At 53.6% G+C, this 21,405-nt stretch carries 20 protein-coding genes; 19 read left to right on the top strand and 1 reads right to left on the bottom strand.

From position 1 onward, the window contains the following. Positions 1-13: 13 nt before the first annotated feature. The 3 genes from LOK74_RS20000 to LOK74_RS19990 are packed head-to-tail and all read left to right on the top strand — an operon-like array spanning position 14 to position 3,280. Positions 14-1,561 carry a tagaturonate reductase gene (locus tag LOK74_RS20000; protein ID WP_230043752.1) on the top strand — a complete coding sequence of 516 codons (1,548 nt, stop codon included), beginning with the start codon at positions 14-16 and terminating at the stop codon, positions 1,559-1,561. Between the two features lie 30 nt (positions 1,562-1,591). After that, on the top strand, positions 1,592-2,608 hold the full coding sequence (locus LOK74_RS19995; protein WP_230043751.1) for a zinc-binding alcohol dehydrogenase family protein: 1,017 nt from the start codon (positions 1,592-1,594) through the stop codon (positions 2,606-2,608). Positions 2,609-2,629: 21 nt separating this feature from the next. After that, entirely contained in the window at positions 2,630-3,280 is a 651-nt protein-coding gene (locus tag LOK74_RS19990) for a bifunctional 4-hydroxy-2-oxoglutarate aldolase/2-dehydro-3-deoxy-phosphogluconate aldolase (protein WP_230043750.1), read from the top strand. Positions 3,281-3,465: 185 nt separating this feature from the next. On the opposite strand, the gene LOK74_RS19985 is transcribed toward LOK74_RS19990, so the two are convergent. Next, a complete protein-coding gene (locus tag LOK74_RS19985; RefSeq protein WP_230043749.1) occupies positions 3,466-4,644 on the bottom strand; it encodes an ROK family transcriptional regulator in 1,179 nt (392 codons plus the stop codon). Between the two features lie 219 nt (positions 4,645-4,863). Between LOK74_RS19985 and xylF the strand changes: the two genes are divergently transcribed. From xylF to LOK74_RS19905, 16 genes are all read left to right on the top strand, one after another. Continuing rightward, the gene (gene xylF / locus LOK74_RS19980) at positions 4,864-5,988 is read left to right on the top strand and encodes a D-xylose ABC transporter substrate-binding protein (RefSeq protein WP_230043748.1); all 1,125 of its coding nucleotides are present in this window, start codon (positions 4,864-4,866) and stop codon (positions 5,986-5,988) included. Between the two features lie 99 nt (positions 5,989-6,087). Continuing rightward, entirely contained in the window at positions 6,088-7,608 is a 1,521-nt protein-coding gene (locus LOK74_RS19975; protein ID WP_230043747.1) for a xylose ABC transporter ATP-binding protein, read from the top strand. Continuing rightward, positions 7,598-8,776, top strand: coding sequence for a sugar ABC transporter permease (locus tag LOK74_RS19970; RefSeq protein ID WP_230043746.1), 1,179 nt, complete (start codon positions 7,598-7,600; stop codon positions 8,774-8,776). Before LOK74_RS19975 ends, LOK74_RS19970 begins: the two co-directional genes overlap by 11 nt. A 39-nt stretch (positions 8,777-8,815) precedes the next feature. Then, on the top strand, positions 8,816-9,937 hold the full coding sequence (locus LOK74_RS19965) for a M24 family metallopeptidase (RefSeq protein WP_230043745.1): 1,122 nt from the start codon (positions 8,816-8,818) through the stop codon (positions 9,935-9,937). A gap of 29 nt (positions 9,938-9,966) precedes the next feature. Then, on the top strand, positions 9,967-11,298 hold the full coding sequence (xylA, locus tag LOK74_RS19960) for a xylose isomerase (protein ID WP_230043744.1): 1,332 nt from the start codon (positions 9,967-9,969) through the stop codon (positions 11,296-11,298). Positions 11,299-11,305: 7 nt separating this feature from the next. Further along, entirely contained in the window at positions 11,306-12,805 is a 1,500-nt protein-coding gene (xylB, locus tag LOK74_RS19955) for a xylulokinase (protein WP_230043743.1), read from the top strand. Positions 12,806-12,824: 19 nt separating this feature from the next. Then, complete coding sequence (locus tag LOK74_RS19950; protein ID WP_230043742.1) at positions 12,825-13,814, top strand: Gfo/Idh/MocA family protein; 990 nt, start codon at positions 12,825-12,827, stop codon at positions 13,812-13,814. Positions 13,815-14,159: 345 nt separating this feature from the next. Further along, the gene (locus LOK74_RS19945) at positions 14,160-14,948 is read left to right on the top strand and encodes an HAD-IIA family hydrolase (RefSeq protein WP_230043741.1); all 789 of its coding nucleotides are present in this window, start codon (positions 14,160-14,162) and stop codon (positions 14,946-14,948) included. A gap of 47 nt (positions 14,949-14,995) precedes the next feature. Then, positions 14,996-15,682: a lamin tail domain-containing protein gene (locus tag LOK74_RS19940; RefSeq protein WP_230043740.1), complete on the top strand. Its 687-nt coding sequence runs from the start codon at positions 14,996-14,998 to the stop codon at positions 15,680-15,682. A gap of 72 nt (positions 15,683-15,754) precedes the next feature. Continuing rightward, the gene (locus tag LOK74_RS19935; protein ID WP_230043739.1) at positions 15,755-15,964 is read left to right on the top strand and encodes a lamin tail domain-containing protein; all 210 of its coding nucleotides are present in this window, start codon (positions 15,755-15,757) and stop codon (positions 15,962-15,964) included. After that, positions 15,961-16,116, top strand: a complete 156-nt coding sequence (locus tag LOK74_RS19930) for a hypothetical protein (protein ID WP_230043738.1) — start codon at positions 15,961-15,963, stop codon at positions 16,114-16,116. Before LOK74_RS19935 ends, LOK74_RS19930 begins: the two co-directional genes overlap by 4 nt. Positions 16,117-16,208: 92 nt before the next feature. Next, positions 16,209-17,354, top strand: a complete 1,146-nt coding sequence (locus tag LOK74_RS19925) for an ABC transporter ATP-binding protein (protein ID WP_230043737.1) — start codon at positions 16,209-16,211, stop codon at positions 17,352-17,354. Further along, complete coding sequence (locus tag LOK74_RS19920) at positions 17,339-18,691, top strand: ABC transporter substrate-binding protein (RefSeq protein ID WP_230043736.1); 1,353 nt, start codon at positions 17,339-17,341, stop codon at positions 18,689-18,691. The genes LOK74_RS19925 and LOK74_RS19920 overlap by 16 nt, the downstream gene beginning before the upstream one ends. 27 nt (positions 18,692-18,718) lie before the next feature. Further along, positions 18,719-19,612 carry a carbohydrate ABC transporter permease gene (locus LOK74_RS19915; RefSeq protein ID WP_230043735.1) on the top strand — a complete coding sequence of 298 codons (894 nt, stop codon included), beginning with the start codon at positions 18,719-18,721 and terminating at the stop codon, positions 19,610-19,612. 13 nt (positions 19,613-19,625) lie between these two features. Next, positions 19,626-20,429, top strand: a complete 804-nt coding sequence (locus tag LOK74_RS19910) for a carbohydrate ABC transporter permease (protein ID WP_230043734.1) — start codon at positions 19,626-19,628, stop codon at positions 20,427-20,429. Between the two features lie 12 nt (positions 20,430-20,441). Continuing rightward, positions 20,442-21,281, top strand: a complete 840-nt coding sequence (locus LOK74_RS19905) for a sugar phosphate isomerase/epimerase family protein (RefSeq protein WP_230043733.1) — start codon at positions 20,442-20,444, stop codon at positions 21,279-21,281. Positions 21,282-21,405 lie beyond the last annotated feature (124 nt).

Raw genomic sequence — 21,405 nt, 5'->3', positions numbered from 1 at the left:
GGAGAGTGGCAAAATGGAGCAAAACCTGCCAGTTTTAAACCGCGAGAGCGCCTCCGCTGCTGCGGCAAAAGAGCTGGACTACACACCGCATGCCGACTTGCCGGAGCGTGTGCTGCAGATCGGCGAGGGCAACTTTTTGCGCGGTTTTATTGACTGGATGATCCATGAAATGAACAAACAAGGTCTCTTTCGCGGCAGAGTAGCGGCCATCCAGCCAACGCCTCGGGGAAAAGTGGTGCCGAAGCTAAATCGGCAGGACGGTTTGTATACGCTGATCCTGCGCGGTATGGAGCAGGGGAGGGCAGTCGAGAAGCTGGAAGTGATCGACTCGATCAGCAGAGGGATCAACCCCTATGAGAATTGGTCGGAAGCGCTGCAGGCGGCAGAATCGCCATCTATTGAGTTTCTTATCTCCAACACGACGGAAGCAGGGCTGCAGTTTCTGGAGGAGCCGTATGATCCCGATCAGTCGCCGCTGTCGTTTCCCGGAAAGCTGGTCGCCCTCTTGTACCACCGTTATCAACATTTCCGAGGAGCACCTGACAGAGGCTGGATCATCCTGCCCTGCGAACTGGTTGAGGAAAACGGGGCGGTCCTGAAGCAGTTGTGCCAGCGGGTCGCAGTGTACTGGCAGCTGCCCGATTCGTTTCTCGACTGGGTAGAAACATCGTGCGTCTTTTGCAACACGCTGGTGGATCGGATTGTGACCGGGTATCCGCATAGTGAAGCGCAACGCTATCAAGAACGGCTCGGCTACAGAGACGAGCTGCTGACAGCGGCAGAGCCTTACCACTTGTTCGTAATTGAGGGGCCGCAGCAGGTACAGCAGAAACTGCCGTTTGACAAAGCCGGACTGCGTGTCTACTTTGACCGGATCGACGATTACCGGGAGCTAAAAGTTAAGCTGTTAAATGCGCCTCATACGCTGATGGCTGCCGTTGCCTTTTTGGGCGGAGCAACTACGGTGAAAGAAGCGGTTGAGGACCCGCTGTTCAAACAGTATGTGCTGGACGTGATGACAGAGGAAATCACGGCAACACTGCGCGGTATCGATCGGGATCGGGCACTTTGTTATATCGACGATGTGCTGGAGCGCTTCGCCAATCCATATCTGCATCATCGCCTGCTGGATATCAGCCTGAACGGTGTGTCCAAGTTTCAAACAAGGGTGCTGCCTAGTCTGTTGGCATATCGAGAAAAGAAAGGACAGCTGCCGAGGGGGCTTGTGTTTGGGTTAGCTGCCTTGCTCGCCTTTTACCGACCCAAACGGATAGAGACAGATCGTTATATCGGAGAGCGCGACGGCGGTGAGTACGAAATCAGGGATCATGGCGATTTCCTGCAAAAGATGGAAGCGCTGTGGAAGGATGTGGACCAGATCGAACCGGTGGCAGAGCAGGTGGTCGCCGCATGTCTGGCACAGGAGAGCCTCTGGGGCCATGACTTGACCCAAGTTGACGGCCTGGTAAAAGAAGTGGCGGAGCAGCTCGTCGCAATCGAGCAGCACGGGATTCGCGCCGCCTTGCAAGAGAGCGGCTGGGGCGTTACCGGGCTGCAGTAGTATGCTTTGACATGGAAAGGGTGGAGAGCAGTGAAGACGATCGTGTGTCAGGAACCGGGGAAAATGGAGCTGGTAGAAACGGAAGCGCCTGCCCATCCGGCGGATGATGAAGTAATCCTGCAGGTAAAGCGAATTGGTATCTGTGGTACAGACATTCATGCCTACAACGGGAATCAGCCGTTTTTCACCTATCCCCGGATTCTCGGTCATGAGTTGTCTGGTGAGGTCTCCGAAGTAGGGCGGGCTGTTTCCACCGTCAAAAAAGGAGATAAGGTGTCGGTTGTTCCCTATATGCACTGCGGGAATTGCGTGGCTTGCCGCAGCGGCAAAACCAACTGTTGCACCAAGATGAGTGTATTAGGGGTCCATCTGGATGGTGGAATGAGAGAGTGGATAAAGGTGCCGGCTTCGCATGCGATCCCGGTACACGATCTTACATGGGAAGAAGCAGCGATTGTGGAACCGCTCAGTATCGGCGCCCACGCAGTGCGCAGGGCGGCGATTCAGCCTGGGGAGACCGTGCTGGTGATCGGGGCGGGACCGATTGGGTTAGGCGTGGCCCGGTTTGCCAAACTGCAGGGAGCCAATGTGATTGCGATGGATATGAGTATAGAGCGGCTCCAATTCTGCCAGCAGTGGGCGGAATCCGATCATACGGTCCTGGCGTCAAACCAGCCGGCGGAGAGGATCCTGCAGGTAAACAACGGAGAGTACCCCACGATTGTGTTCGATGCGACAGGGCACAAGGGGTCGATGATGTACGCGTTTGACCTTGTATCTCACGGGGGCAAGCTGGTTTTCGTCGGGCTGGTCAAAGACCAGATCAGTTTTTCAGACCCGGATTTCCATGCAAAAGAATTGACGTTGATGGGGAGCCGCAACGCGACGATAGAAGATTTCCAATACGTGATTCGCAATATGGAACAAGGAAAGATCGATACGGTCCGTTTCATCTCGGAGACCGTGCCGTTTGCAGCGGCAGCCGAGCGTTTTGGCGAGATCCAGGGGAACCGGCAGTTGATCAAGGCCGTGCTATCTTTAGACTAATCATGCGGAGGGGGACTCAAGGTGAAGCGGGTAGAGACACTGCAAGGGCTGCAGCGAGCAGGGATTGTTGCGGTGATGCGCAAAATGAAGCCGGATACAGTCTCACAGATCGTAACTGCGCTGCATCAGGCCGGTATTGAAGCGGTTGAGATTACAGTGGAACAGGCTGATGGTTTTGCCTGTATCCAACGATTAAAAGAACAGTTTGACCGTTCGCTGCTAATCGGTGCGGGTACGGTACTTGACGCGCCAACCGCGAAACGAGCGATCGAGGCGGGAGCCGATTTTATCGTAACCCCGGTGGTCAAAGAGGACGTAGTGAAGATGGCCAATCGATATGGCGTTGCGGTAGCGGCAGGGGCGATGACCCCGACAGAAATCCTGGCCGCCTATGAGCTGGGAGCAGACGTCGTCAAGGTATTTCCGGCAGCAACACTTGGACCCGACTATTTCAAACATGTAAAAGGGCCGCTGGGACATATCCCGCTGATGCCGACCGGCGGCGTAGACCTGCACAACATGGAAGATTACTTCCGCAGCGGGGCCGTCAGCGTAGGCATAGGCAGTGCGCTGTACAACTATCAAACCCCACAAGAGATTGAACAGGCAGCACGCCAGTTTGTAGAGAGATACCGCCAGATTTGTGCAGAACAAAACCGGAACTCCAAGTAGAAAAGGAGTTCCGGTTTGTTCATTTCGGTTTATCGGTCATCCCGGCTTCCCCGCAGGCACTGGCACGAGCCGAGCTTACCTGTTTTTCTCTTTGCGCCCCCACTCTGTACGTGCAAAGCTAAATACCGTCAAGCTCTCTTTTCCCCTACGGTATTGCAACCAACCCCAGTAATGTTCGTCCCTATCTATTTCTCATGCAGCTCTGCTCTCAGAAAATTTTCCGTCGCAAAGGCGGAAACCCCAAGCGCAGCAGAATAGGTAGACAGTTTTGAAAAATGAAGCTGCAAATCCACACGGTGAAACGGCAGGGTGTGGCTTTCAATAACCCGTTCAACCGGTTCTTTCAGCCATTCCTCAGCCATCGCCAATCGGTTGCCGATGACGATTTTTTGCGGGTTAAAAGAGTTGATGATATTGTTGATCCCAAATCCCAGGTAGCTGCCGATATGCTCAAATAACTGCAGCACCTCCTTGTTGCGATGGCGGGCCAACTCAAGCAACGTTTCCAATGATGGCTTTTCTGATTGCTGCCCAAGCGGTTTCAACTGCTCTGCTTCAGTGAGCAGTGCCTGTTCGGAAGCATACAGTTCCCAACACCCCTTGCTTCCGCAGCGACAGGGTTTCCCGTTGACTTCTATGATCATGTGACCCATTTCCCCAGAGAAACCGTTGAGACCCCGATACAACTCACCATTAAAGATGTAGCCGACGCCAATGCCAATACCGGCACTGATATAGACGAGATTGTCCACGTCTTGTCCGGCGCCGAACTTTTTCTCACCGTATGCCCCTGCATTGGCTTCATTGTCAATGATCACCGGAAGATGGAAGTGCTGTTCAATCTGCTCTTTGAGATCAATGTTTCGCCAGCCAAGGTTTGGGGCCAGCAGGATTTCCCCTTCTTTATCGACGATGCCCGGCACGCCAACGCCAATGCCGACAATACCATAGTAGCTGTCGGGAGCAGCATCGATGAGCGACTGGATCGTCTCCTTGAGGTGCTGGATCATGCTTTCAAAGGTAGAACTGCTGCAGTTCACACTGGTTTCTTTGACGATGTTGCCCTGCAGATCCGTCAATACGCCCAGAATGTAGTTGACACCCAGGTCAATCCCGACAGCATATCCCGCCAGCTGGTTGAACAGCAGCATGACGGGCCTTCTGCCGCCGCTTGATTCGCCTGGGCCGATCTCGTAGATTAATTGCTCTTCGATCAGCTCATGTACGAGCGATGAAACCGTACCCTTGTTTAATCCGGAACGCTGCGAGATGTCCGCGCGAGACAGCGGAGCCTGTTCTTTGACGGTCTGCAGCACAAGGGATTTGTTGCTCTTCTTCACTAAATGCTGATTCCATGTGATCATCTTTTCTCACCTAATTAACGTAATCTGGTTTAACGGGTCATTTGAAATCCTGTTATATGCTGGTACTATCCAAAAATTCTTGCGCCTCTCACTCATTGTAGCACAGGTCATGAAAAAATTATAAACTTTGTTTATCCAATGGACAAACAAAGTTTCCCTTTGTTATAATGCGTATGAAAGTTACAAACTATCTGAACAAGAGCAAGGGGGAGATGTTGGGTGAAACATGCGGTAAAGTCTGTATGGTCTATTTGCTTGGTTTTGGTTTTATCATTGGTGTTGTCGGCCTGCGGGCAAGATGCTGCGCCGCAAAATGGAAGCGGTACCAATCCTGCCGATCAGAGCAATGGTCAGGAGGCGGGTGAGGCAGACAGCCAGGCCGAAAAAATCAAGATCGGACTGTCCGTATCTGACCTGACACTGGAACGCTGGCAGCACGACCGGGATATTTTTGTTGAGAAAGCAGAAGAACTGGGAGCGGAAGTGCTGGTTCAATCGGCGAACGGAGAAGACGCGAAACAGTTGTCGCAAATCCAGAACATGCTGTCGCAAGGGATCGACGTGCTGGTCATCATAGCCAATAACTCCGACGCATTGTCGACTGTCGTAGATCAGGCAAAGCAGGAGGGCGTTCCTGTTTTGGCGTACGACCGGCTCATCAACAATTCGGACATTGACGCATATGTCTCCTTTGACAACGTACGGGTGGGAGAAATGCAGGCAGAGTACATCGTGAAGCAGGTGCCGAAGGGGAGCTATTTCCTGCTTGGCGGTTCTCCGACTGACAACAATGCAAAGATGTTTAGAGAAGGACAGATGAATATCTTGCAGCCGCTGATTGACAAGGGTGACATTACCGTAGTCGGCGACCAATGGGCCAAAGACTGGCAGGCCTCAGAAGCGCTGACGATTATTGAAAACGCTTTAACGGCGAATCAAAACAAGATCGATGCGATTGTCGCTTCCAATGATAGTACGGCAGGTGGTGCCATCCAGGCGCTTGCCGCTCAAGGTTTGGCCGGAAAGGTGGCCATATCGGGACAGGATGCCGACTTGGCGGCGGTGCAGCGCATTGTAGAAGGAACACAGTCGATGACGGTGTACAAGCCGATCAAGACAATCGCAACAAAATCTGCTGAAGTAGCCGTGCAGCTGGCCAAAGGAGAAAAGGTGGAGGCGTCAGGGGCCGTCAACAACGGTAAGATCGATGTACCGTTTATCAAGCTGGACCCGATCATGGTAGACAAAGAGAATATGATCGATACAGTGATCAAGGACGGTTTCCACTCCTATGACGACGTTTACAAAAACGTACCGGAAGATCAGCGTCCATCGCGTCCATAACGACCAGGGAGTGGGGTCTCTTCGACCTCGGAGCGAAAAGGGGGAATTCACGAATCCCCCCTTTCCCTTCCCCTTTACTCGTCAGGAGGTTACAGGCACATGTACGCACTTCAGATGAAAGGAATAACCAAGGAGTTTCCAGGAGTTCGCGCCTTGGATAACGTAACGTTTTCCGTGCGCAAAGGGGAGATTCATGCACTTTGCGGTGAGAATGGTGCCGGGAAATCAACACTGATGAAGATTTTGAGCGGACTATACCCGTCCGGCACCTACGAAGGACAGATCGTGATCAACGGGAGTGAAGTGGCGTTTCGTACGATCAAAGAGTCGCAAGATGCTGGTGTCGCGATCATTTATCAGGAGTTGGCACTGGTTCCGGAGATGACGGTGGCGGAAAATATCTTTCTTAGCCATGAACTGATGAGACGTCCACTGATCGACTGGAATCAACTGTACGCGGAAGCCCAAAAATGGCTGGATCAAATGGGACTGGAGATTGATCCAGAAACCAAAGTGGGTGATCTAACGGTAGGCAAGCAGCAACTGGTCGAGATTACCAAGGCGCTTACCAAAAAAGCGGATCTGTTGATTCTGGATGAACCCACTGCCGCTTTGACAGAGAGTGACGTTGAGATATTGAAAAGCATCTTGCGGGAGCTGAAAGCAAGAGGGGTCACTTGTATTTACATCTCGCACAAACTGGGCGAAGTGATGGAGCTCGCTGACGCCGTTACCGTGCTGAGGGACGGGAAAACGATCAGCACCGATCCGATCGATCAACTGACGGAAGAAAAAATCATAACCAAGATGGTCGGCAGGGAGCTGACAGAACTGTTTCCATACCAGCGGCGTGCAGTTGGCCCTACCATCATGGACGTGAAGAATTACAGCGTCACCAAAGCGGATACGGGAAAAACCGTGATCCACAATGTTTCGTTTTCGCTGAATCGAGGAGAAATCCTGGGCATCTCAGGCTTGATGGGTTCAGGTAGAACAGAGCTTTTTACCAGCTTGTTTGGGGGATTCAACGGAAAACAGCAAGGAACGGTCAAAATCGAGGGGCGGGAGGCTGCCATCCGTACTCCTGCCGATGCCATCCGGGCCGGACTCGCTTATGTCTCGGAAGACCGTAAGCGATATGGGCTGGTGTTGGGCATGGATATCATTCAGAATTCCACACTGGCTTCCCTCAGGAAGGTCATGAAGTTTCGGGTCATTGACGATGCCTTGGAAGTGAAGCATGCCGACCAGATGACCCGGAAGATGAAGCTGAAAGCAGCTGACCTCAAAGCGAAGGTAAGTCAGTTGAGTGGCGGCAACCAGCAAAAAGTGGTGCTCAGCAAATGGCTGTTGAACGACCCCAAGATTCTGATCCTGGATGAACCGACAAGGGGAATCGATGTGGGGGCAAAGTACGAAATCTACAAGATCATCAATGAACTGGCCGAGCAGGGAGTGGGTATCGTGTTGATCTCGTCGGAATTGCCGGAAGTGCTCGGCATGTCGGATCGGATTCTCGTGATGTGTGAAGGCAGCATCACCGGTGAACTTTCAAGGGAAGAGGCGACACAAGAAAAGATCATGGCCTATGCGACAGGGGGGATAAAGCGTGAATCTTGAACAGTCCAGACAACACAGTACGCAGAGCAAGCAAAAAAGCGGGCTTCGCTTTACCTTTGATCTGCAGTCCTACACACTGGTCATCGCACTGGTGATCATCGCGATCATCTTTGGCGTCTGTACGGGCGGTGAGTTCCTCTCTTCGCGAAACCTCTCCAACCTGTTCACCCAGATGTCGGTCATCGCTGTCCTCGCTATCGGCATGACGCTGGTGATTGTGGCGGGACATATCGATCTGTCGGTAGGCTCCATGGTTGGACTAACCGGTGGGATTGCGGCGATTCTACAGGTTTGGTACGGATGGGACACCTATTTGGTCGTGCTTTCTGCCGTGGTTGTCGGAGCGATTTTGGGGTTGTGGCAGGGATGGTGGGTTGCTTACCGGGCGGTACCCGCCTTCATCGTCACATTGGGCGGTATGCTGATTTTCCGGGGGGGCCTCATTGGTCTCAGCAAGGGACAGACCATTGCCCCGCTGGAGGAAAGCTTTAAGCAGATCGGGAACAGTTACCTCCCTTACGGCTTGGGGTACGGATTGGCCGCCCTCAGCATTTTGTTGCTGTACGGCTGGACGGCCCGTACCCGGAAAAAACGGGAACGGCTAGGCCTGCATGTGCCGCCGGCGCTCATCGATTACGGGAAAGTGACGATGTACTCGCTCTTCATTCTCTTGCTCACTTACATGTTAAATCGCTACTACGGCATCCCCGTCCCGATGCTGATCGTCCTCCTGCTGGCTGCAGTTTTCCTGTTTCTCGCCGTGAAAACAGCGTTCGGCAGGTACGTGTACGCCATCGGCGGCAACGTAGAGGCAGCTCTGCTGTCGGGAATCAACATCAAGCGGAATGTGCTGTCTGTTTTCATCTTGATGGGTGCGCTCGCCGGGGTGGCCGGTGTGATTTTGACTAGCAGGCTGAATGCAGCAACGGTTGGTGCGGGTGAGATGTACGAACTGGATGCCATTGCTGCATGCGTGATTGGCGGAACCAGTCTGATGGGCGGAAGAGGAAACATCGTAGGTGCGATCATCGGAGCCCTGATCATGGCCAGTATCGATAACGGCATGAGCATGATGAATATCGAAACCTTTTGGCAGTTTATCGTAAAAGGGCTGATCTTGATCGTAGCGGTGTGGATTGACATCTCCAGCAAGAAGCAAACGGCCTAGCAAGGCGACGGCGGAAAGGGGCGAAGCAGAGAGGAGGCGATGGAAACGAAAGAAACAGCTATCGACAGAGTGAGGGATGTAGAACAGAAGCTGAAGCGGGTCAGGCGCTTTATGGAAGCCAATCAATTCGATGCCGTTTTTCTGCAGCGCCAGGATTCCTTTGCCTGGTTGACCAGCGGCGGCCATAACGGCATTCCGTACAACAGCGAAGCGGGCGAGTGTGCACTGCTAGTCACCGATCAGGAGTGCTATCTGCTCGCCAATACGATTGAGATGCCGAGAATAGCGAGAGAAGAAGTGTATGATCTGCCGTTCACCATGGTGGAGTACCCATGGTACGACGAGATCGCCTCCCAGGTAAGACGGATCATAGGGGACGGCAGGGTGGCTACTGATCAACTGGTGGATGGGATGATCCTGGAAAGCAGGTTGGCGGGACTGCGATTTGCTTTGACGGAGTTGGAAGTGGAACGGTACCGATACGCGGGAGAGCAGGTGGCCCGCTTGACCGAACAGTACTGCATGAGCTTGCGGCCCGGACAGACAGAATGGGATATTGCAGCTGGTTTGCATCATATCTATCTATCGCAGGGGCTGATCCCTACTGTCACGTTAGTTGCCTGTGATGAGCGGCTTGATTCCTACCGCCATCCCACTCCGACAGCTCAGCCATTACGCAAAAAGGGCATGGTGGTAGCTTGTGTCCGGTACAAAGGACTGATAATCGCCTTGACGAGGATGGTCTGTGTGGGGCAGCCGCCTGACGATCTTGGCAAAACCTTTGTCGCGACTGCCATGATTGATGCTGAGATGATTGATGCCACACGACCAGGGGTTTATACTGACCAATTGTTTGAGCGTGTAAAAGCCTTGTATGCGGAAGTGGGCTTTGACGGGGAATGGGTGCGGCATCATCAGGGAGGAGCGATCGGATATCGAAATCGCGACTACTTGATTACACCGCCGCAGCGTTATCAGGTGTTGCCCAATCAGGCGTTTGCCTGGAATCCTTCGATCCGCGGAACAAAGTCGGAAGATACGATCTTGGTTGGAGCAACGGGGGCGGAAGTTGTCACCGTGTCCAACGGCAGTTGGCCGCAGATCGATGTGCCGCTTTCTTCAGGCAAGACGATGCGGCGACCAGCTATTTATCAGATATAATACGATGCCAAGAGGGGGAGGAATCAGCGATGGCTTATTTCCAAAATATCGATCAGATCCAATACGAAGGACCCAAATCGAAAAATCCGCTCGCGTTCAAGTACTACAACCCACAAGCTAAAGTGGGCGAAAAAACGATGGAGGAACACCTCCGCTTTGCTGTGGCCTACTGGCATACGTTTACGCATGATGGCACGGATCCGTTTGGAGCGGGCAACATGCAGCGGTCATGGGATCGCTTCCAGGGGATCGATTTGGCCAAAGCCCGTGTGGAAGCAGCGTTTGAACTATTTGAAAAGCTGCAAGTGCCGTTTTTCTGTTTCCACGACGTGGATGTCGCACCGGAGGGAAGCACGCTGCGGGAGACGTATCAGAACCTGGACACGATTGTCTCGATGATCAAGGAGTACATGAAAACCAGCAAGACCAAGCTGCTTTGGAACACGGCCAACATGTTTTCGCACCCCCGGTTTGTCCATGGCGCCGCCACCTCCTGCAATGCCGATGTGTTTGCGTATGCTGCCGCCAAGGTGAAAAAAGGGCTGGAAATCGGTAAAGAGTTGGGGGCAGAAAACTATGTGTTCTGGGGTGGCCGTGAAGGATACGAAACCTTACTGAATACCGATATGAAGCTGGAATTGGACAATCTCGCCCGCTTCCTGCACATGGCGGTCGACTACGCAAAAGAGATCGGATTTGACGGGCAGTTCCTGATCGAACCGAAACCGAAGGAACCGACCAAGCACCAGTATGATTTTGATGTCGCCACCGGGCTGGCTTTCCTGCAAACCTATGACCTGCATCATCACTTCAAGTTTAATATCGAGGCCAATCACGCCACGCTGGCCGGACATACGTTTGAACACGAGCTGCGAGTTGCCCGGCTGCATGGCATGCTTGGTTCCGTCGACGCCAACCAGGGAGACTTGCTGCTGGGGTGGGATACAGATGAGTTCCCTTCCGATTTGTACGCGACCACCCTTGCCATGTACGAGATTTTGCAGAATGGCGGACTGGGAAGAGGCGGATTGAACTTTGATGCAAAAGTGAGAAGAGGATCGTTTGAGCCGGATGATCTCTTTTATGCCCATATCGCCGGGATGGACAGCTTCGCCATCGGATTGCTGGCAGCCCATCGCCTAATCCAAGACAACGTATTGGAAGATCTGATCGCCCAGCGATACGCCAGCTACTCCGAAGGCATCGGCAAAGAGATCGTTGAGGGGAAAGCCAACTTTCACAAGCTGGAGGCACATGCCATGCAGTTGACGGAGATCCGGAATACGTCTGGTCGATTGGAGCGAATCAAGTCGCTTCTCAATCAGTATCTGCTGGATGTGCCGAACGCAGTAAGCGGGTGATCGGCAGATGAAATACGTAATCGGAGTCGACCTGGGGACCAGTGCGGTAAAAGTGCTGCTGCTCAGTCAGGAGGGGCAAGTATGCGGGGAGGTCTCGGCTTCCTATCCATTGATCCAGGAGAAGCACGGGTACAGCGAACAATCTCCGGAGGCATGGGTGGAAAAGACGACCCAAGCGATGGGGGAGTTGGTTCGACAGTTTGCAGGGAACGTGGCGGATATTGAGGGGATCAGCTTTTCTGGGCAGATGCACGGCCTGGTGCTGTTGGATAGACAGAAACGGGTATTGCGCAACGCGATTCTCTGGAACGATACCAGGACCTCCCGGCAGTGCCAACAGATTTATGAGCGGGTGGGCAGAGAACGTCTGCTGGAGATTGCCAAAAACCCTGCGCTGGAGGGATTTACCCCGCCTAAGCTGCTATGGGTAAAAGAGCATGAGCCGGAACTCTTCAGACAGGCTGCCTGGTTCCTCCTGCCTAAGGATTACCTGCGCTATCGGATGACAGGGACGATCGAAACGGAGTATTCGGATGCCGCGGGTACGCTGCTGTTGGATGTGGCAGAAAAAACATGGAGCACAACCGTTTGCGAGCTGCTCGATCTGGACCCCGGACTGTGTCCGCCGTTGGTTGAATCCCATCAATGCGTCGGCACGATCACCCCTGCCTTCGCGGAGCGGACAGGACTGTCGCCTGCAACCAAAGTGTTTGCCGGCGGTGCGGATAACGCCTGCGGCGCAATCGGCTCCGGCATTCTATCAGACGGCAAGACGCTGTGCAGCATCGGAACGTCTGGTGTCATCCTGTCCTACGAAGCAAGCAAAGCGCGTGATTTTCAAGGAAGAGTTCACTACTTTAACCATGCGAAAGAAAATGCCTACTACACGATGGGCGTTACGTTGTCGGCTGGTCACAGCTTGAGCTGGTTCAAGCAGGTGTTCGCGGAACAGGAGGATTTTGACACGCTCTTAAGCGGAGTAGATCAGGTACCGATAGGGTCAAACGGGCTGCTTTATACGCCGTATTTGGTAGGGGAACGGACACCGCATGCAGACGCTGTCATAAGGGGAAGTTTTATCGGACTCGATGCTGCTCACCGAAAAATAGATTTTGTGCGTGCCGTGATCGAGGGCATTACCTTCTCTCTTTGCGAGAGTGTAGAGATCTTCCGAAAGAGCGGAAAAACGATCGATACGATCATCTCCATTGGCGGCGGTGCCAAAAACCGGACGTGGCTGCAAATGCAGGCAGATATCTTTAATGCCCGGATCGTCAAACTTGCCAGTGAACAAGGGCCGGGGGTCGGTGCGGCCATGCTGGCGGCCTACGGCTGCGGATGGTTTTCTTCCCTGGAGGAGTGTGCAGAGCGTTTCATACAGCCTGTTGCCACTCATCAGCCAATCAAGGAGAACGTTGAGCGATACCACAATCTGTACAGCGTGTATAAACGGGTGTACCATCAGACTAGAGAGATCAATGGCGCGCTATCAGCTTTTCGCGGGTAAAATAAAGGAGGTACGATCTATGACGGTTATCCGGTGGGGAATCCTGAGTACAGCCCATATCGCACATACGGCGTTGATTCCGGCGATTCGGCGGTCGCGGAACGCACAGGTGACGGCGATCGCCAGTGGCAGCGGGAAAGCGGCAGCGGTCGCGGCACGGTTGGGGATACCCAAATCGTATGAGAACTACGAAGAGATGCTTCGCGACCCGGAAGTAGACGCAGTATACATTCCCCTCCCCAATCATCTGCATAAGGAGTGGGTCATCGAGGCCGCCAAATCCGGCAAGCACATCCTGTGCGAGAAGCCGGCCGCGCTGACGGCAGCAGAGACAGAGGAGATGGTCAGCTTCTGCCGTCAGCAGAAGGTGACGTTCATGGAAGCGTTTATGTATCAGTTCCATCCGCAGCATCAGCGGGTGAGAGAGATCATCGCTTCTGGAGAGATAGGAGAGGTAAAACTGATGCGGGCCAGCTTCTCGTTTTACCTGGACCAGCCGCAGGGCAACATCCGCATGGATGCGGCCAAAGGCGGCGGCAGTATCTATGACATTGGCTGCTACTGCATTCATTCCATTCGCCACGTTTTGCAATCCGAGCCTGTCTCCATTCAGGTACACGGCCAGATCGATCCACAGTATCAAGTGGATACTTCCGCTTTTGCCACGCTTACGCTGGAAAACGGAATGAACGCTATGTTTGACTGCAGCTTCGAGATGACGTTCCGCAATATGTATGAGATCGTTGGGACAAAAGGACGGATCACCGTTCCCCGTGCTTACCGGCCTGATCTGCATGGTGGAGAAGGGGTGGTTGCGGTGGAGAAGGATGGCGAACGAAGAGAAGAATATATCTCTGATGACCAATACAAGATGGAAGTGGAGCACCTCTCGCAATCCATTGTCGAGGGTCGAGACCCGATCTATCCGGGGGAGAGCTCTATCCGGAACATGCGTGTCATCGATGCGTGCTATGAGTCTTTAAGGAATGGGACGGTCGTCAGGATGTAGTTTTTGTGGGCAGTTTTAAAAGTGTGAGACAAACTCCCTCCGCAACACGTACGGCAGTGAGGGAGTTTGTCTGTATCGATCCTGCGTAAAGCCCTATCTTCAAAAGCGTGAGAATGTTCTCCCAACCTTTACCGTAACGCTATGCTACCTTCATACAAGCTTAACAAACCAGTGGTACCTTAGGAACCGTAGACAAGTGAATCAGAGAAAGTTCTGGGTCAGAGTATAAGAGAAAGCCCTCATCCAGGAATAGCAAGAGACGGAACCTGTAGATGGAAAGGTTCTAAACGTTTGCTATTGCTGCATGAGGGCATTTTTTATTTTCATGCGAAGGGGACATCCAGTTTGGCAGAGTGCGCGACCAGATTTGACGCCTACCTTTTTGATTTAGACGGAACGATTTTTATCGGAGGTCAATTGCTTCCCGCAGTTGGGGAAACACTGACCATCCTGCAAAAGCGGGGAAAGCGGGTGATGTTTGTAACCAATACGACCATTCAGACACGGGAACAGTGCGCAAGCCGTCTGCGGGCGATGGGAGTAGATGTGAGTGACGACCAAATCGTTACGGCTGCGTATACGGCAGCTCTCTACTTCCGTGATGCAGCCCCCTCAGCCAATGTTCTGCTGATCGGGGAGGAAGCGATGGCAGAGGAATTGGACAGGCTTGGGGTTCAGCAGACGTTGGTACCGGCAGAAGCGACTCACGTCCTGCTGGGCTTGGACCGTACTTTTACCTATGCCAAGCTGTGTGACGCGATCAACGCACTGCTCAACGGGGCCAAGTTGATCGTCGCCAACCCTGATCCGGCCTGTCCGGTACCAGGAGGAGCGATTCCGGATACAGGGGCTTTAGCCAAAGCGATTGAGGCGGCGGCGGCGCAGCGCAGGTATGCGATGACGGGCAAACCTTCTGCCTTCTATGCGGAGCGGGTGCAGCAGATGCTGGGCATTCCCGGCGAGCGGTGCCTGGTGGTGGGCGACCGGTTGGAGACGGATATTTTGCTGGGCCGCAACAGCAGGATGATGACGGCACTGGTGCTCACCGGCGTGACGACCAGAGAAGACCTGCGGCAGACGGACATCGTGCCTGACTTTATCCTGCCGACGATGGCCGAGCTTCCGATCGACTAGGTCCATACGGATGGAATGGAATCTGCATTTGGGGAGGAATGAGGCAATTGACGACAAGTGCTCAACATCACAAGCAACCATGGAGCAAAAAGCTGCTGATTGGTTTTCTGGCAGCAAGCACGTGGATAAGCGGCTTTCCGGTTGCCGGGCAGGCATATTCTCAGGAGAGCAGCCACGTTGGTAGCGATGAAAGGGTACGGACGCTGGTCATCTCAGAAATCTTGTACAACGCGGAAGGCTCCGATGACGGAACCGAATATATCGAGATTGCCAACCTGGGCAGCGAGCCCATCGATATCAGCGGCTATCTGTTGGGGGATGAGGAGACCGAGGGCGGCGGCGAGGGGATGTTTGCCTTTCCGGCAGGAGCGGCGATAGAAGCGGGCCGTTCTATCGTGGTCGCGCAGTCGTCACTGATCAACAAGGAGAAGTACGATTATACACCTGACTACGAGTTCCCCCAAGTTGAGCGCTACAATCCGCTCGACGATCCAGAGGTCCCCAATCTGACGGCGGCCGAGTGGGCCGAGGGAACTGTAATCCTGGCCAACAGTGGCGATGATGTGCTGCTGATGGATCAGGAGTTGAATGTGATCGATTACGTACCGTACATCAATGATACCGAGTTTGGCGGACAGATCGTCAAAGCAGCGCCTCCGCTTGCTCAACTGGGAGAATCGCTGCAGCGGTACTATCTGACCGGTGACGCATCCCGTGACTTCATCTCACAGTAGCCTACGCCGGGCGAAGCGACGTTCTCCGATGAGGAACCACCACCGCTCGAAGAACCGGAGAGTAACGGCCTTTTGATCACAGAGGTAGTTAATGACCCGTTGTTTGATGAAAGTACCGGTGAGTTCATCGAAATCACCAACGCCTCCGAACAGTCAATCGATCTGAGCGGGTTTTACATCGGGGATGAGGAAACGCTTGGCGGCGGCGAGGGGATGTACCGCTTCCCTGAAGGGACGGTGAGGGGGTCATTCGGCTGTTGGTTGATCAGGAGGGAGCCGTGACTGTCAGGGAGGATAAAACATCCGTACTGGCAGTTAGACCGGGGAAGGTCTTGGCTGGTCTATGGTCAGCCGTTGCCACCCAGACAGGGACCTGGCTGTATGCAGCTCCCCCGATCGAAATCAAGGTGACGCCGGGAAAAGGAGGGGAGTAGAGGTCTACGAAATCTTAACGATGCCAAAACGGTTCATTTAGACGAGATTGCTATGGTAGTGATAGCAGGTCAAAAAGATGAGGGGGATCGGGATGACAGAGGTCGCATTGCGATCTGTCAGCAAGCTGTATGGGAAACAGCAGGCAGTGCAAGACATCAGTGTCGACATCCGTCCGGGCGAGTTTTTTGTTCTGGTTGGTCCTTCCGGATGCGGAAAATCGACGACGCTGCGCATGATTGCCGGTCTGGAGGAAATCAGCTCAGGACAACTTTTGATCGACGGAGTCGTGATGAACCATGTGCCGCCCAGCAAACGACGGATCTCAATGGTCTTTCAAAACTATGCGTTGTACCCGCATATGACGGTGAAGGAGAATATCTTGTTCGGGCTTCAGGTGCGACGGGTGCAAAAAGAAGAGCAGAGAAAACGACTGCAGCACGCAGCCGAGATGCTGGGGATAGCCAATCTGTTGAATCGCAAACCACGCGAGCTTTCAGGAGGGCAGCGACAGCGGGTTGCACTGGGACGGGCCATCGTCAGTCAGCATCCGATCTGCTTGATGGATGAGCCGCTTTCCAATCTTGACGCCAAGCTGAGAGGGCAGATGCGTTCGGAGATTCGACAACTCCAGCAAAGCCTGGGCATTACGATGATCTACGTCACACATGATCAGGTAGAGGCTATGACGATGGGAGACCGCCTGATGATCTTGCGTGATGGTCAGCTTCAACAGGTTGGAAAACCTCTTGAGGTGTACAATCAGCCGGCCAACTTGTTCGTGGCCCAGTTTATGGGGGCTCCCCCCATGAATACCGTGAACGGAGTATGGAGACAGCAGGGCAGTCAGACAGGGATTCAACTGGTAGAGCAGGAGGTGGACCTGTTTATCCCGCTGGCAGGCACGGAGGGATTTACGGATGGTACGCCGGTGGTGCTCGGCATTCGCCCTGAGTCCCTGCTGCCGGCAACGGGCGAGATGCGCTATACCAATCATCATCAACTCTGTGTCACTGTCCGCAGCGTGGAACTGCTGGGATCGGAAACGATCGTGGGGTTTATGCTGGGGCGTGAGTGCTGGAAGGCCAAGTGGAATGGGCAGTGGCCGGTTAAAGTGGGGGAAGTCTTGGATATTGTGTTTGCACCGGAACAAATCGTCCTGTTTGACCAACAGTCGGGTGAACGTCTGCCCGTTCAATCCAACGATAAGGAGAAGATTGAGCTATGGGTAAAATCGTAAGAAGCATGCTGCTGATCATGATCATCTTCACATTGGCAGTTGTCGGCTGCTCAAACGGTACGACGCCAGCCAACAGCACCAGCACCTCTGGAGAAACCGGGGAGCAAACCAAGCAAAACGGAGAGGCGGCCGGACAAGAGAAGGTGGAGCTCACCTTTTTCTACCCGGTAGCCGTCGGTGGACCGCTGACCAAGATCATCGACCAGATGGCCGCCGAGTTTAATCAACAGCAGTCCAATATCGTAGTTAAGCCTGTTTATACTGGCAGCTACCAGGACACAACCACCAAAGTACAGGCTGCCGTACAAGGGAACAACCCGCCTGATGTAGCGGTTATGCTCTCTACAGAGCTGTTCACGATGCTGGACATGGATGCAGTCATTCCCCTCGACGATTTTGTCGCCAAGGACGGAGGCAATGAGTACCTCAACGACTTCTACCCCGGCTTTATGGCCAACTCGCAGGTGGACGGCAAAACCTACAGCATCCCGTTTCAGAGAAGTACGATCGTTCTTTACTACAACAAGGATGCGTTTCGCGATGCTGGCTTAGACCCGGAAAAACCACCGCAAAACTGGGACGAGCTGGTCACATACGCACAAAAATTGACCAAGGACGGACAGTGGGGAGTAGAGATCCCAACCTCCGGATTTACCTACTGGATGTTCCAGGCGTTTGCGCTGCAAAATGGGAAGAACATGATGTCTGAAGACGGCAAACAGGTATTTTTTGACACCCCGGAAAATGTAGAAGCTCTGCAGTTGTGGGTCGATTTGGCCAAGAAACACAAAGTGATGCCGGAAGGTGTGATCGACTGGGCAACCGTCCCGTCCGATTTCCTGGAGGGCAAGACAGCCATGATGTACCATACCACAGGAAACTTGACCAACGTGAAAAACAACGCAACCTTTGACTTCGGCGTCGCCTATCTCCCGGCCAAGAAAACGTATGGCAGCCCGACCGGTGGCGGAAACTTTTACATCTTTAAAGGAATTGACGCGCAGAAACAGGAGGCAGCCTGGAAGTTTATCCGGTTTATGACCGAACCGGAGCGTGCTGCCCAGTGGAGCATGGATACCGGATATGTGGCCACGCGGAAATCGGCGTATGAGACCGACAAGATGAACGCGTACGTAGCAGATTTCCCGGCAGCAGCGGTTGCCCGCGATCAGCTGGAATACGCCCATGCGGAACTGTCCACCCACAACAATGGCAGAGTCACCAAAGCGTTAAACGACAGTCTTCAGGCGGCGATCACCGGTCAGCTTGACCCGGCGGCAGCCCTGCGGAAAGCACAGGAAGAGGCCGAAAAGGTACTGGCACCATTCAACCAATAAAGCCTGAGAGAAAATGGGGGAGAACGAATGGAGAGAGAACAACGATTGGCATCGTTCAAGGTAAATGCATACGCCTGGCTGCTCCTCCTTCCCTCTCTCATCTTCCTCGTCCTGTTTACGTTTTATCCCGTCATTCAAACTGTGCTGCTCAGCTTTTATCAAGCGGATCTGGGTACCCCAGAGCCGCTTTTTAACGGGATCGACAACTACAAACGGATGCTGGAAGATGACGTGTTTTGGAAGGTGATCACCAACAATCTCTGGTTTGCGCTTTGGACCGTTCCGACCAGCATGGTGCTCGCGCTGCTGATGGCTCTGTACGCCAACCACGTGCTGCGGGGAAAAGGGTTTATCCGCACGGCCTATTTTTACCCTACCGTTCTGCCGATGATTGCCGCGGCCAATATCTGGCTGTTTATCTACACGCCGGAGTATGGGGCACTCAGCCATGTTCTGCAATGGATCGGGCTTGACCAGCTTAACTGGTTAGGCGATCAGGATCTGGTGATGTGGGCGATGGTGATCATGGTGGTGTGGAAAGAGGCGGGCTACTTCATGATCTTCTATCTGGCCGGCTTGCAAAACATCTCCCAGGAACTGTACGAGTCAGCTTCCGTGGACGGGGCACGGCCCTGGACGGTGTTTCGCCGGGTGACGTTTCCCCTGCTGATGCCGACTACCTTGTTCGTGATGATTATCGCCACCACTAATTCATTCAAACTGGTGGATCACCTGGTGATCATGACCAAGGGCGGGCCGGACAATGCAAGCAGTCTGCTGCTCTACTACATTTACGAACATGCCTTTACCTTCTGGGATCAAGGCATGGCTGCCACGCTAACGTTCGTCATGATCGTGATTTTGCTGTTGATCGCCGCTGTGCAATTTTTTGGTATGGATAAAAAGATACATTACAACTGAGGGAGGTGGCAGGATGCTGCGACGCATCACCGATCTGGCGATGTACGTATTGGCACTGCTGTGGCTGTTTCCGCTGCTCTGGGCGATGTGGACCGCGTTTCGGCCGCGTGAGAAGGCGATTACGTGGGATTTGTCGCTGGAGTTCACCTTTGACAACTTTATTCATGTCTGGAACTCCGCTCCCTTTGCCCAGTATTATCTCAATACGTTTCTGATCGTGGCAGGAGTGCTGGTCGTCCAGTTCGTTACGGCAACGCTGGCGGCTTATGCTTTTGCCAAACTGCGGTTTTGGGGGCGGGATGTGCTGTTTATCCTGGTACTGGTTCAACTGATGGTGCCTCCTGACATCTTGATCTTTCCCAACTACAATGTCCTGCGGGATCTGTCGCTGATTGATACCAAGCTTGGCATTATGATGCCCTATTTTGCTTCCGCCTTTGGCATTTTTCTGTTGCGACAGGTGTTTAAGACGATCCCTTATGAGCTACAAGAGGCGGCCCGTATGGAGGGATGCAGGTGGTGGCAGGTCTTGTGGAAACTGTACATTCCCCTGGCCCGGCCAACCTATGTCGCTTTTGGGCTGGTCTCTGTCAGCTACCACTGGAATAACTTTCTGTGGCCGCTGATTATCACCAACTCGGTGGAGAATCGGCCGCTGACGGTCGGACTGGCGATCTTTGCGCAATCGTTTGAAACCGGGGCACAGTGGGCAGAGGTAACGGCTGCTACGGTGATGGTGATCCTTCCTCTGCTGCTCGCCTTTTTGCTGTTTCAGCGCCAGTTCTTGAACAGTTTTATCCATAGCGGAATGAAGTAGGGGGGATAGCCGATGCAGGTGCAGGCGAATGGAGCTGACTATGCCATCTCCACGTACGCATTGTTTGAGCTGCCACTGCGGGAGGCGGTTGACCAATTGGTGGCGGATGGCTGGACGTCGATTGAACTGATGTGTGAAGGCAATCATGCGGAGATACTGGAGTGGACACAGGAGCAAGTATCCACATTGGCAGAGTGGGGACGGGAAAAAGGGGTGCGCTGGTCGCTTCACGCCCCGATCAGCCGCTGCAATCCGGCTGCCGAGGAGCAGGCGCAGCGCGATCACTCGGTCGAGTTGATGCGCCGCTGTCTGCACCTGGTCGGAGAACTGCAATGTTCGCATGTGGTGATGCACGTCGGACAGATACGGGACCACCTCGATCCCGTTTGCCGCGATCAGGGGGTGCGGCGGGTCATACATTTTCTGCAGCAGCTGCTTGCTGACTCGGATAGAACAGAGATTAGTTTGGCGTTGGAAAACGTTCCGCCTTATCCTGGCGTGCTCGGCTGGAATGTGGATGATCTGGTCTCCATCTGTCAAGGGATGGACGACTCTCGTGTGGGGATTGTTTACGACGTGGGACATGCTCATCTGATTCGCCCGGGCTACGTGCTGGAATCGCTGCGTCAGGTGCTTCCTCACCTGCTGGCGCTTCATCTCAGCGACAACAGAGGTGAGCATGATGATCATCTGGCTGTGGGAGAAGGAGCAATCCCGTTTCCGCAGGTGGTTTCTTTCTTGTGTGAGCAGGGTTATCGCGGTTTCTGGACGCTGGAGACAACCAGTGTGGCCGATGCTCGACTCAGTATCGACCGTCTCGGACGGTACCGGGAAAACGAGGGACGAGGCTGAGCATGAAGATGGTTAGGTCGCTGGGGCAAGCCCATTCCGTGCTGCTGCGTACAACCAAGTGAAACATAGCATTTCTGGGAATGAACCAGGCACCTGTCCTCCACATAGGATGAAGTAGGTCAAT

It is taken from the genome of Brevibacillus humidisoli (assembly GCF_020923435.1).
GTDB classification, from domain to species: domain Bacteria; phylum Bacillota; class Bacilli; order Brevibacillales; family Brevibacillaceae; genus Brevibacillus_E; species Brevibacillus_E humidisoli.
The sequence above is the reverse complement of the archived record's forward strand: the minus strand, read 5'-3'. Positions and strand labels throughout refer to the sequence as shown.

Excerpts from the sequence above, each read along its gene's own strand:
- LOK74_RS20000 (WP_230043752.1), top strand. The coding sequence starts at position 14 with ATGGAGCAAAACCTGCCAGTTTTAAACCGCGAGAGCGCCTCCGCTGCT.
- LOK74_RS19985 (WP_230043749.1), bottom strand. The coding sequence starts at position 4,644 with ATGATCACATGGAATCAGCATTTAGTGAAGAAGAGCAACAAATCCCTT.
- LOK74_RS19975 (WP_230043747.1), top strand. The coding sequence starts at position 6,088 with ATGTACGCACTTCAGATGAAAGGAATAACCAAGGAGTTTCCAGGAGTT.
- LOK74_RS19965 (WP_230043745.1), top strand. The coding sequence starts at position 8,816 with ATGGAAACGAAAGAAACAGCTATCGACAGAGTGAGGGATGTAGAACAG.
- xylA (WP_230043744.1), top strand. The coding sequence starts at position 9,967 with ATGGCTTATTTCCAAAATATCGATCAGATCCAATACGAAGGACCCAAA.
- xylB (WP_230043743.1), top strand. The coding sequence starts at position 11,306 with ATGAAATACGTAATCGGAGTCGACCTGGGGACCAGTGCGGTAAAAGTG.
- LOK74_RS19950 (WP_230043742.1), top strand. The coding sequence starts at position 12,825 with ATGACGGTTATCCGGTGGGGAATCCTGAGTACAGCCCATATCGCACAT.
- LOK74_RS19925 (WP_230043737.1), top strand. The coding sequence starts at position 16,209 with ATGACAGAGGTCGCATTGCGATCTGTCAGCAAGCTGTATGGGAAACAG.
- LOK74_RS19920 (WP_230043736.1), top strand. The coding sequence starts at position 17,339 with ATGGGTAAAATCGTAAGAAGCATGCTGCTGATCATGATCATCTTCACA.
- LOK74_RS19915 (WP_230043735.1), top strand. The coding sequence starts at position 18,719 with ATGGAGAGAGAACAACGATTGGCATCGTTCAAGGTAAATGCATACGCC.
- LOK74_RS19910 (WP_230043734.1), top strand. The coding sequence starts at position 19,626 with ATGCTGCGACGCATCACCGATCTGGCGATGTACGTATTGGCACTGCTG.
- LOK74_RS19905 (WP_230043733.1), top strand. The coding sequence starts at position 20,442 with ATGCAGGTGCAGGCGAATGGAGCTGACTATGCCATCTCCACGTACGCA.